The organism is Streptomyces sp. PA03-6a, assembly GCF_033792765.1.
Classification (GTDB): Bacteria; Actinomycetota; Actinomycetes; order Streptomycetales; family Streptomycetaceae; genus Actinacidiphila.
In genome coordinates this window covers 67,031-77,867 of record NZ_JARAVK010000013.1, presented here as the reverse complement: position 1 = coordinate 77,867, position 10,837 = coordinate 67,031, and the positions used below count along the sequence as shown (strand labels likewise).

The window sequence follows — 10,837 nt, the reverse complement described above, 5'->3', positions numbered from 1 at the left end:
GACCGGGGCGGGCCCGCGGTCAGCGGGGCGGGTCCTTCACGACCGGCGGCGGCCGGTCGGGGATGACGTCCGGTGGCGGCCGGGCCCTTCGGTCCGCCGGCCCGGCCGGCCGCTGTCACACATCGGTGTCACCTTCCGGTAGCCGGGCCTGTCCCTGCATGAAACAGGAGGTTAGGTCTTATGGTCTAACCATCGGACTTGGATGTTACGTTATTGTTACCGGTCGGGGTTGACGCACCGTCAAGCGTCGGCCAGGCCGCCCTGGTGGGGGTCCTCGCCGAACACCAGGGACTTGATCGTCACCGGCACGGTGCCGGACGGGTGGCGCATCCGCCCGATGTCGATCCAGTCGAAGTCCCGCAGGTTCAGCCCGTCGACGACCAGCACGTCCACGGCCACGTCGAGTTCGTCACGCAGCAGCCGGCCGAGCGTCATGGCGACGTCCCCGTCGAGCATCACGTACACCGGCAGTCCGCGGGCGATACGTTCCGCCAGGCCGTCGCGGACGCCGCGGGCGAAGGGCAGCAGCCGGTCGTGGCCCGGCGGCCCGCTCCACGACATCGCGAGGGCCACGTCGGCGCCGTCGCGCCCCGCGTCCAGCGCGACCAGCCGGCGGCGGACCGCGGCGGCGACCGCCTGCGGGTCGACGGTCTCCCCGAGCTCGTACACCGGCCTGACCACTTGCAGGTTGCGGCGCGGCAGCAGCGCACCGGGATCGGTGACGCACCCGGTGTTGCCGCTGAGCTGGACGCTGTACTCCGAGGCCCCGAGCGCCGTGGCGCGGATGCACTCGCCGGGCGGCAGCAGCGGGAAGGGCAGCGAGCCGTCCTCGACCCGGCGGCGCAGCGCTCGGCCGAGCGGGCGGCCGAGGTCGCCGAACCCCCGCTGCTCCCGGTCGTACACGTACTCCGCGACGCCGCCGGAGAACATCACCCCGTCGAAGGGACCGGCGTCCGGCAGGGGGTCGGTCAGGTACAGCCGGCCGGCGTCCGGGGGAGGCGGATCGCCGGGAGCGGTCAGCAGGCAGACCAGGGCGTCGGCCATCGTCTCCGCCACCCGCTCGGACTCGGCGTCCCGCACGGTGTCGCCGAGTTCCCAGCCGTACCCCGCGCGGGCCGCGTGCCGGCGGCCCGCCGGATCGAGCCGTACGAGACGGCCCCGTTCGTCGGTCACCTGCAGCCGCCCGCCGACGTGCACGGCGGCGGTGGCCACCACCTGCCCGCGGTCGACCACGGCGAGCTTGGTCGTCCCGCCGCCGATGTCGACGTTGAGGATGCGCTGTCCGCGGTCGTAGGAGGCCTGCGCCGCGCCGGATCCGTACGCGGCGAGCATGGCCTCCATGTGGTGGCCCGCCGTCGCGGTCACCAATTCGCCGCCGCGCTCGGCCAGCACGCCCGCGATGGCCTCCGCGTTGCGCCGGCGCAGCGCCTCGCCGGTGAGGATCACCACCCCGGTGTCGACGTCCGCGGGGTCCACGGCCGCGTCGTGGTAGGCCTTGTCGATGATCGAGCCGAGCGCACCGGCGTCGATGTGCTCGTCGCTCGCGTACGGGGTCAGTTCGACGGGGGACCGGTACACGGTGTCCCTGCGGACCACCAGGTACCGGCTCGTCAGGTCCTCCCCGATCCGGCGCAGGTGCAGCCGGGAGAAGACCACCTGGGTGCCCGACGACCCGATGTCCATCCCGACGCTGTGCAGCGTGACGTTGTCCTGCCGCCAGATCGGGTTGTCCTCCAGGGCGCCGGCCACGTCGTCGTCGTGCACGTGGTCGTGGGCGGGGGTGTACGCCGAGTGGACCGTGCGCCCCCCGTCGTCGTCGCTGTGGTCACCGGAGTGCCGCACGGTTCCCGCTCCTTGGCTGTGTCGGTCGTCAGGCGGAGACGGATTCCCCGGTCGGCGCGGGCGGCAGCGTGGCGGTCTCCGCCTCGTACACGGCGTCCATCCGCGGCTCCATGCCGTGCTTGGACAGTGCCTCGCGGAAGGTCTCGCGTACGAAGGGCGACTCGTCGGCGTAGTCGATCTGGTCGCCGCCGATGCGCCGGCTGATCCAGGCCTTGGGCACGCCCTGGGCGTTCCGCACCGAGACCACCTCGTGCTTGAAGGCCAGGTAGCGGGCCGGTTCCGGACCGGTGTTGAAGTGCTGGTGGAACCACATGTTGGGGGGCACGATCAGCGAGCCGGGGCCCCACTCGTAGCGCCGCGGCTCCTCGCCCTCGGGCCACATCAGGCTGTAGCCCTCGCCGGACAGGATGATCACGTGGGCGCCCGGGCCGTGCCGGTGGCCCTTCTTGTAGGTGGCGGTCGGGAACTGCGATATGTGGCTGTTCATCGAGCCCTTGGCCATCGCGAAGCGGATGTGACCGCCGCCCGCACCGCGCTCCTTCGCCTCGACCAGCGGCAGGTTGACCGCGTCCGCGACGAAGTTGGTGTCCAGCAGCAGTCCCTTCTGCTCGCCCTTGGGGGAGAAGTAGTCCGGCTCGCCCGCGAAGCGGTCGGTGAAGTCCCTGGGGGTGTGGAAGACGAAGTCGGCGTCCCCGTAGAGGTTGATCACCGGCGGCAGGTTCGTGGAGGAGACGAAGCGCGCGGTCTTCCGGCCGGAGCCGTTGAAGTGCTGGTGGTGGGCGTTGAGCGGGATGGCGAAGATCGACCCGGCCTGCCACTCGAAGGTGACCTCGGCGCCGGCGTCGTTCCAGACCCGTGTCGAGCCCTGTCCGTCGAGGACGAGGATCATCTCCTCGAACAGCTGCCGCTGGGGCGCCAGCCTCCCGCCCGCCGGGATCTCGCACACGTAGCAGTCGTTCGAGGTCCGGGTGGCCTCGTGGTTGATGAACACGCCGCGCCCGCCGCGCCGTTCCCACGGCTTCAGCTCGACCGTGCGCAGGTCGGGCACGTAGTGGGCGGCGATGATGTCCAGCCCTTCGGCGGCGACCCAGCGGGTGTAGGGGGATTCCTTCTCCGTGGCGAACTTGGCCGCCAGTTTCTCGTTGACGATCGCGTCCTTGGCCATGCGTCGGCCCTTCGTGGTTCGGCTCTCACATCACTGAGTGGGCTGAGTGGGTGGCAGATTGGTAGAACCATAAGTCCACGGTGAGGGCCCGTCAACGCTGTGTCGCACTGGGTTCGCGCCCCTGCCCGGCCACCTCCGCGGCGGCCGCGGCGGCGCCCGGAGCGAGGTAGCGACCCCCGCGCACGACGGGTCGGAGGGCCTCGTCCAGGCCGTAGACCAGCGGGTTCCCGGTCGGGATGTTCAGTTCCTTCACCTCCTCGCGGCCGAGTCGGTCCAGGTGTGCGACCAGCGCCCGCAGGGAGTTGCTGTGGGCGACGATCAAGACCGTACGCCCGGCGCGGAGATCGGGCACGACCACGTCGTGCCAATGCGGCAGCAGGCGTTCCGTGACGTCCGCCAGCGACTCGGTGCGCGGCAGCAGGCCGGGTGGCAGGTGCGCGTAGCGGGGATCGTCGCAGGTGTCCCACGGGTCGCCCGGCGCGATCGGCGGCGGGGTGCCGTCGTACGAGCGGCGCCAGTGCCGGAAGCGCTCCTCGCCGTAGCGGCGCAGCGTCTCGTGCTTGGCGCGTCCCTGGAGCGCGCCGTAGTGACGTTCGTTCAGCCGCCAGTGGTGCGTCGCCGGTACGCCGGGGTGGCCGGCCGCCGCCGTGGTGAGCGCGCCGGTGCGCACCGCGCGGGTCAGCACCGAGGTGTGCAGCGCGTCCGGGAGCAGTCCCGCCTCGCGGAGCAACCGGCCGCCGTGCCGGGCCTGTTCCTCCCCGCGCGCCGTCAGGCCGACGTCGACCCAGCCGCTGAACCGGTTCTCCGCGTTCCATTCGCTCTCGCCGTGGCGGAGCAGGACCAGTGTTCGCATGGCGCCGATTGTGGCCCGCGCGACGGTCCCTTGTTTCGTTCTCGCGGCATCTGGTCTAATGGACAGACCATGAACCGATGGCCATGGCCTTTCGGCCTGTCCATCGCTTCGGCAATGTCCCACCACGAGAGAAAGAGGGACCGTGCCCAAGGTGATCTTCGTCGGCAGTGACGGTCCCGAACACACCGTCGACGCGGCGGTCGGTGACTCGGTCATGTCGGCCGCGGTCAGGAACGGTGTCCCCGGGATCGTCGCGGAATGCGGCGGCAACCAGTCCTGCGCGACCTGCCACGTGTGGGTCCGCGAGGAGTTCGCGGCCCTGGTCGGCCCGCCCGGCGAGATGGAGGACGACCTCCTCGACCTCGCCGTCGAGGAGCGGCGCGACACCAGCCGCCTGGCCTGCCAGATCCGCGTCACGCAGGAACTCGGCGGACTGACCGTCGACATCCCCCCGCAGCAGCCCTGACCGCCCGGCGGGCGCTGCCGGCGCCGCCGCACCGCACGCTCACCCACCGATCCGCCGCCGCCCGGCGGTCAGTTCCGAAAGGGAAACGGCCGTGCTCAGAAAAGACATCAACGAGCTCCTCACGCAGACCGGCCCCGGCACGCCCATGGGCGAGCTGTTCCGGCAGTACTGGATCCCCGCACTGCTCGCCGAGGAGCTCCCCGGGGACGACTGCCCGCCGGTGCGCGTGAAACTGCTGTCGGAACGCATGGTCGCCTTCCGCGACAGCGAGGGACGCTACGGCCTGATCGACGAGTTCTGCGCGCACCGCGGCGCCTCCCTCTGGTTCGGCCGGAACGAGGGCTCCGGGCTGCGCTGCCCGTACCACGGCTGGAAGTACGACGTCACCGGCCAGTGCGTGGAGGTCCCCTCCGAGGCCGACAACAGCAGCTTCTGCCAGAACGTCCAGCTCACCGCGTACCCGCTGGTCAGGATCGGCGACGTGCTGTGGACGTACATGGGCGACAAGGCCACCCAGCCGCCGCTGCCCGCATTCGAGTGGTGCCACGTGCCGGCCGAGCAGACCTACACCTCCAAGCGCTGGCAGCAGTGCAACTGGCTGCAGGCCTTCGAGGGCGGCATCGACTCCAGCCACGTGACGTTCCTGCACTCCGGCGGGCTGAAGACCGACCCGCTGTTCAGGGGCGCCAAGGGCAACGAGTACAACATGAAGGACACCAAGCCCTTCTTCGAGGTCGCCGACAGCGAAGGGGGACTCTTCGTCGGTGCCCGCCGCAACGCCGAGGAGGGCACCTACTACTGGCGCATCACGCCCTGGGTGATGCCGGCCTTCACGATGGTGCCGCCCCGCGGCGACCACCCCGTGCACGGCCACTTCTGGGTGCCGATCGACGACGAGAACTGCTGGACCTACTCCTTCGACTACCACCCCGTCCGCGCGCTCACCGACACCGAGCGGCAGGCGATGGCCGACGGCCACGGGGTCCACAGCAAGAACATCCCCGGCACCTACCGGCCCGTCGCCAACATGGACAACGACTACCTGATCGACCGTGAGGCCCAGCGCCGCGGCGACACCTACTCCGGCGTGGCCGGCATCGCCATGCAGGACGCTTCGCTCCAGGAGAGCATGGGCCCGGTCGTCGACCGCACCCGCGAGCGGCTCGTCCCCGCCGACAGCGGGATCATCAAGGCCCGTCAGAAGCTCCGCAAGGCCGCGCTCGCCCTGCGGGACCAGGGGGTGACACCGCCCGGCGTGGACCCCGAGCACCAGCGGGTCCGCTCGGCGGCGGTGGTCCTGCCGCAGGCCGAGTCCTTCCTCGACTCCTGCCGCGACGCGGTCAAGGTCACCCCCGGCGTCCCCCAGGCATCGGTCTGACGTGGCGGCGCCCACCGTGTACCCGAGCGAGAGCGCGCGGGCGGCCTCCGCCGGCGAGTCCCGGTTCAGGATCCGCGTGCCCATCGCGCCGGCCCGCGCCGCCCGCGTCATCGGGCTGGACGGCCGGGCGACCGCCGTCGCCCGGAGGCTGGCCGAACACCCCTGGGCCCACGCCCGGTTCTACACCGGCGGCGGCCCCCGCCCCGCCGGGACCGACGACCCCCTGCTGCACGCCCTCGACGGCACGCCCGCGACGCTGCCCGCGGTCCTGGACGGCAGCGACGTCGTCGTCGTCCTCGCCACCGAGGACGGCGGCCGGGCCACGGCCGCCACCATCGGCCGGTTCTGCTGGCAGCACGGCATCACCACCGCGGGCGTCGTCCTCGGCGACGGCTTCGAGGCCGACGACGCCGTCGCGGCGCTGCGCCCCTACGCGCGGGTGCTGCTGCTCTCCGCCGACGAGGGCGACGTCTTCGAACTGCTCACCGCACTCAGGGTCTAGGAGGACGTGGCATGCCCGGCAAGACCAGCCTGCGCGATCTGCGGCGCATGAAGGAGGAGGGCCGCAAGATCGTCGGCGTCGTCGCCTGGGACCACCAGATGGCGCGCATCGTGGACCGGGCCGGGGTCGACCTGGTCTCCGTCGGCGACACGGTCGGGGTCAACCTGTGGGGGCACGCCAACCCCCTCGAGATCACGATGGACGAGATGCTCGTCGTCACCAAGGCCGTCCGGCGCGGCGTCAGCAGGGCCCTGCTCAGCGCCGACTTCCCCTTCGGCCCGCTCCAGGAGGGCACCGGCAGCGCCGTACGGGCGGCGATCCGCTTCGTGAAGGAGGCGGGCGTCGACATGGTCAAACTCGACGGCGCCCCGGACTTCCTGGAGGCGGTGGCGGCCGTCACCCGCGCCGGCATCCCGGTGTTCGCCCAGTTCGGCATCACGCCCCAGACCGCGCTGCGCTACGGGGTCGCGTACCGGGCGGTCCCCTCGGCCGCCGACCAGGTGCCGGAGGAGATGACCGACGCCCTCGTCGCCGAGGCCAGACGGCTGGAGGACGCCGGCGCCGCGCTGCTCAACTTCACCAACTCCGGCCCCGTCGTCGGCGCGGCCGTCGCCGCCGCCGTCTCGGTCCCGGTCGTCGGCGGATTCGGCGGCGGCCCCTGGCTCGACGGCCGGATGCGGATGGCCCACGCGGCCATCGGTTACTCCGCGGACGCCATCGACGACCCGCCCGAGTCGTACGCCAACGTCGCCGCCGTCACGCTCGACGCGATCACCGCGTACGCGGCGGACGTCCGCGCGGCCCGGCAGATCCCCGGTGGAGTGCGCGTGCCGCCCGCCGTCCCGCCCGCCGGCTGAGCCGCACCACCGAGAGGACCACCGCGCATGCCCACCGCCGTCATCGACGGGATCCCCACGCGCTACGAGACGGCCGGCTCGGGGCCGCCGCTGCTGATGTTCTCGCCAGGCGGCTTCGACTCCAGCCTGGAGGGCTGGCGGACGGTCGGGGTGTACCGGAGGCTGCGGCTGCTCGACCGGCTCACCGAGCGGTACACCTGCATCACCTTCGACCGGCGCGAGTCCGGGCGCTCCGGCGGCCGGGTCGAGCGCCTGTCCTGGGCGGCCTACGCCGCCCAGGGCCGCGGTCTCCTCGACCACCTCGGCATCGCACGGGCCCACCTGATGGGCGGCTGCGTCGGCTGCTCGACCGCGGCCGCGCTCGCGGTGGCCCACCCGGAACGGGTGCTGGGCATGGTGCTGTACTCCCCGGCGGGCGGGGTGAGGTACCGCATGAAGCAGCACGCCCGCTTCGAGCGGCACCTCGCGTACGCCGCGGAGCACGGGCTCGGCGGGGTCGTCGACCTCGCCAGGACCACCGGTGCCGGTTTCACCGCCGACCCCCGCGTCGGGCCGTGGGCCCATGTCATCCGCGGCGACGCGGAGTTCGCCGACGCCTACGCCCGCACCGACCCCGAGCGGTACCGGGTGACCGTCGCCGGGTCGGCCCGGCTGCTCTTCGACCGCGACACGGTCCCCGGCCCCGAACCCGAGGACCTGCTCCTGCTCGACGTCCCGGCCCTGGTCGTCCCCGGCCAGGACGACTCCCACGCGCCCTCGGCGGCCCGCTACCTCCAGGAGTGCCTGACGCGCTCGGAGTTCTGGGAGGTCCCGGTCGCGGAGCAGACGGCGGTGACCGCGGCGGACCGGGTGCTGGGGTTCCTGGGCGGCGCGGACGGCGGCTGACGGCCGTCGCGGCGTCATTGGCGTGGTGCCGGGCACCGGCCGGGCGGGCTCCCGTATCTCCGTGGGGGCCCGCCCGGCCGCCCGGCCGTTCTCAGCGGCGCAGGAGGCGGCGGCTGACGATCGCGCAGATCGCGATCAGCGCGGCGGCGAAACCGAGGAGCGCCAGCCGCTGCGAGACGTACAGCGTGCCCACGCCGAGCCCGAGGACGGGCACCGCCAGGCCGATGTACGCGGCCAGGAACAGGCCCGCGAGGGCCTCGCCACGGCGCCGCGGCTCCGCCAGGGAGACGACCGTGGACACGGTGCCCTTGAAGAGCACACCGGCACCGGCACCGGCGGCCATGCCGCCGGCCAGGAACAGGCCGAAGCTCGGCAGCCACACGGCCGCGGTCACCGCGGCCAGTCCGGCCACCATCGAGGTGAGGCCGGTCGCCAGCTGACGCCGGGCGCTGACCCGCAGCAGCAGCGCCTGCGCGCCGGCCGCGCAACCGAAGTCCAGGAACGGCACCAGGCCGGCCAGCGCGCGCGACGGGTGGTGCAGCGTACCGGCGACGAACGAGGGCCCCACCGAGGTGAACAGGCCCAGCACCGCGAAGGCCGCCAGGGTCGCCCCGCAGGCGGCGAAGAACGCCGGGCGCGCCGCCGGGGGGACCGTGACGCGCTGCGGCCGGTAGGCGGGGCGCTCCTCGGCCCGTTCCACGGTCTCCGGTACGAGCGCCACACCCGCGGAGGCGAGCAGCAGCAGCCCGAGGAAGACCAGGTACGGGGTGCGCAGCGGCGCCCCCGCGTACTGGGCGAGCAGTCCGGACACCAGCGGGCCCACGGCGAAGCCGCCCATGTTGGCGGTGGTGGAGATCAGGTCGGAGCGGCCCCGTCCCGCATGCGGCCGCGCGGTGGTGTGCAGCTCCGCCAGGTGCGCGGTGGCCGTGGCGGTGATCATCCCGACGCCCAGCCCGGAGACGACGCGGGCGGCGATCACGACCCCGAGCGACGTGGACGTCAGGAACATCACCGCCGAGAGGGCCTCGACGATCACGGCGGGCAGCAGGACGCGGCGCCGGCCGAACCAGTCGGAGACGTGCCCGGCGAGGAAGAGGCTCACGACGACCCCGACCGCGTAGGCGGCGAAGGCGACCGTGACCATGAAGGTGGAGAAGCCCTCACGGGCCTGGTAGAGCGCCCACAGCGGGGCCGGGACGGCGGTGAAGGCCATCGCCACGAGGAAGGCGAAGGCGATGACCCAGAAGCCGGAGCCGTGCCCGAGCGGGCGCCGGCGGTCGGAACGGACGGGAGGGCGGGCGGTGACGCCGACGCGGGAGGCGGGCCTGCCGACGCGCCGTGCGGTGGCCGTCTGGGGGGACACATCTTCTCCTGAGCTGACGAAATGATTGAACGCTCAAAGAGTGCGTCGGGAGGTACCATCGCGTCCAACGATGATCCGTGCTCGCATCGAGCAATCTGATGGATGGTCAGCCATGGAGCTCCGTCACCTCGAGTACTTCCTCGCCGTCGCCGAGGAGCTGAACTTCACGCGCGCCGCCCGCCGGCTGCACGTGGTGCAGTCCGGGGTGTCGGCGGCCGTCCGGGCGCTGGAGCGCGAGCTGGGGGCGCCGCTGTTCGAGCGCACCTCCAAGCAGGTCGCCCTCACCGCCGCCGGGGAGGCCTTGCTCCCTGAGGCACGGGCGACGCTGGCCGCCGCGCAGGCGGCCCGGGACGCCGTCGGCCAGGTCGCCGGTGGGCTGCGCGGCACCGTACGGGTCGGCACGATGACCTCCATCGCCCTCGTCGACCTGCCGGGGCTCTTCGGCCGCTTCCACGCCGACCATCCCCGGGTCGGCATCCGTCTCAGCGCGTCGATCGGCGGTACCGCGGGTCTCGTCCAGGGCCTCGTCGACGGTGAGCTGGACGTCGCGTTCGTCTCGCTGCCCGGCAGGCCGCCGGCCGGGCTGACCGTCCGGTCGCTGGCCACGGTGCCGCTCACGGCGGTCCTGCCCGCCGGCCATCCGGCCGGAGCCGGATCCGCGGTGGACCTCGCCGACCTGGTGGGGGAGCCCTTCATCGACTCGCCCGTGGGCTTCGGGAACCGCCTGGTCGTCGACCGGGCGTTCGCCGCCGCAGGCCTGGAGCGGTTCGTGGTCATCGAGGTCACCGACATCACCATGACCGCCGACTACGTCCGGCAGGGCCTCGGCGTGGCCATCATGCCGTCCTTCGCGGTCGCCGCGGACGACCCGGGCGTGTGCGTGCGCCCCGTCGCGGGCGGGCCCCTCGAGTGGTCGCTGGGGGTCGCCTACTCCTCGGTGCGCCGGCCCGGCGCCGCGCTCACGGCGCTGCTGGCGCTCATCGGCCGGTTCGTACGCGTCCCGCCCGGAGCCCCGTGAGGACGGCCGTGGTGACCAGGGCGTACGCCACGTGCGGCACGAGGTCGGAGATCCAGTCCGACCGCGACCAGGTGCGCGGATCCGTCACGCGCAGCACGGTCATCGGGCCGTTGGTGCCGATCAGCGCTCCCACGGTCGCCGTCGCCGTCAGCACGGCCGTGGCCGGGCGCCAGCCGCAGCCCACGGCCAGCCCGAGCGTCGCGCCCATGCCCGCCCCGGCCGCGATGCCCGTGAGGGCGCCCAGCGAGGAGATGCGGTTGCGGCGGGCGGCGTCGTCGCCGGGGATCGGTACGTGCGTGGTCTCGGAGAGCCGTTCGACGGTGGTCGCCGGGGCGGAGCTGGCGGCGCGGCCGCGCAGCAGCATGTCCAGGTAGCCCACGGTGTTGAGCGCCGTCGTGCCCGCCGCGCCCGCGGCCGCCCCGCACAGCACCCCGTGCACGGGTCCGAAACCGTTGCGGCCCGTCACGGGATCACCGCGCCTCGGTCGGGCGCGCCGTCGCGCCGGGGG

11 protein-coding genes are annotated in these 10,837 nt (G+C 73.1%); 6 read left to right on the top strand and 5 right to left on the bottom strand.

Annotation, left to right across the window (positions count from 1 at the left end; all coding sequences use genetic code 11):
- Positions 1-240: 240 nt before the first annotated feature.
- The 3 genes from PV350_RS05670 to PV350_RS05660 form a co-directional block, all read right to left on the bottom strand.
- Positions 241-1,842 carry an ethanolamine ammonia-lyase reactivating factor EutA gene (locus PV350_RS05670; RefSeq protein ID WP_500333055.1) on the bottom strand — a complete coding sequence of 534 codons (1,602 nt, stop codon included), beginning with the start codon at positions 1,840-1,842 and terminating at the stop codon, positions 241-243.
- A gap of 28 nt (positions 1,843-1,870) precedes the next feature.
- Positions 1,871-3,007 (bottom strand): cupin domain-containing protein, encoded by a 1,137-nt coding sequence (locus tag PV350_RS05665; RefSeq protein WP_499509337.1) that lies wholly within the window; start codon positions 3,005-3,007, stop codon positions 1,871-1,873.
- A 91-nt stretch (positions 3,008-3,098) separates the two neighbouring features.
- The gene (locus tag PV350_RS05660) at positions 3,099-3,860 is read right to left on the bottom strand and encodes a 2,3-bisphosphoglycerate-dependent phosphoglycerate mutase (protein WP_500333054.1); all 762 of its coding nucleotides are present in this window, start codon (positions 3,858-3,860) and stop codon (positions 3,099-3,101) included.
- Positions 3,861-4,002: 142 nt separating this feature from the next.
- On the opposite strand from PV350_RS05660, the gene PV350_RS05655 reads away from it, so the two are divergent.
- The 5 genes from PV350_RS05655 to PV350_RS05635 all read left to right on the top strand — a co-directional run bounded on the left by PV350_RS05655 (position 4,003) and on the right by PV350_RS05635 (position 7,948).
- Positions 4,003-4,326, top strand: a complete 324-nt coding sequence (locus tag PV350_RS05655; RefSeq protein WP_499509335.1) for a 2Fe-2S iron-sulfur cluster-binding protein — start codon at positions 4,003-4,005, stop codon at positions 4,324-4,326.
- A gap of 91 nt (positions 4,327-4,417) precedes the next feature.
- Positions 4,418-5,704: an aromatic ring-hydroxylating dioxygenase subunit alpha gene (locus PV350_RS05650; RefSeq protein WP_499509334.1), complete on the top strand. Its 1,287-nt coding sequence runs from the start codon at positions 4,418-4,420 to the stop codon at positions 5,702-5,704.
- Between the two features lies 1 nt (position 5,705).
- Positions 5,706-6,206, top strand: coding sequence for a 3-methyl-2-oxobutanoate hydroxymethyltransferase (locus tag PV350_RS05645; protein WP_500333053.1), 501 nt, complete (start codon positions 5,706-5,708; stop codon positions 6,204-6,206).
- An 11-nt stretch (positions 6,207-6,217) separates the two neighbouring features.
- Positions 6,218-7,063: a 3-methyl-2-oxobutanoate hydroxymethyltransferase gene (locus PV350_RS05640; RefSeq protein ID WP_499509332.1), complete on the top strand. Its 846-nt coding sequence runs from the start codon at positions 6,218-6,220 to the stop codon at positions 7,061-7,063.
- A 27-nt stretch (positions 7,064-7,090) separates the two neighbouring features.
- Entirely contained in the window at positions 7,091-7,948 is an 858-nt protein-coding gene (locus PV350_RS05635) for an alpha/beta fold hydrolase (RefSeq protein WP_499509331.1), read from the top strand.
- Positions 7,949-8,039: 91 nt separating this feature from the next.
- Here PV350_RS05635 and PV350_RS05630 read toward each other — a convergent pair whose 3' ends face one another.
- Positions 8,040-9,311, bottom strand: coding sequence for an MFS transporter (locus PV350_RS05630; protein WP_499509330.1), 1,272 nt, complete (start codon positions 9,309-9,311; stop codon positions 8,040-8,042).
- A gap of 112 nt (positions 9,312-9,423) precedes the next feature.
- On the opposite strand from PV350_RS05630, the gene PV350_RS05625 reads away from it, so the two are divergent.
- A complete protein-coding gene (locus tag PV350_RS05625) occupies positions 9,424-10,329 on the top strand; it encodes a LysR family transcriptional regulator (protein WP_500333052.1) in 906 nt (301 codons plus the stop codon).
- Here PV350_RS05625 and PV350_RS05620 read toward each other — a convergent pair.
- A complete protein-coding gene (locus tag PV350_RS05620; RefSeq protein ID WP_500332275.1) occupies positions 10,289-10,795 on the bottom strand; it encodes a hypothetical protein in 507 nt (168 codons plus the stop codon). The two genes, PV350_RS05625 and PV350_RS05620, sit on opposite strands and share 41 nt — an antisense overlap.
- Positions 10,796-10,837: the final 42 nt, after the last annotated feature.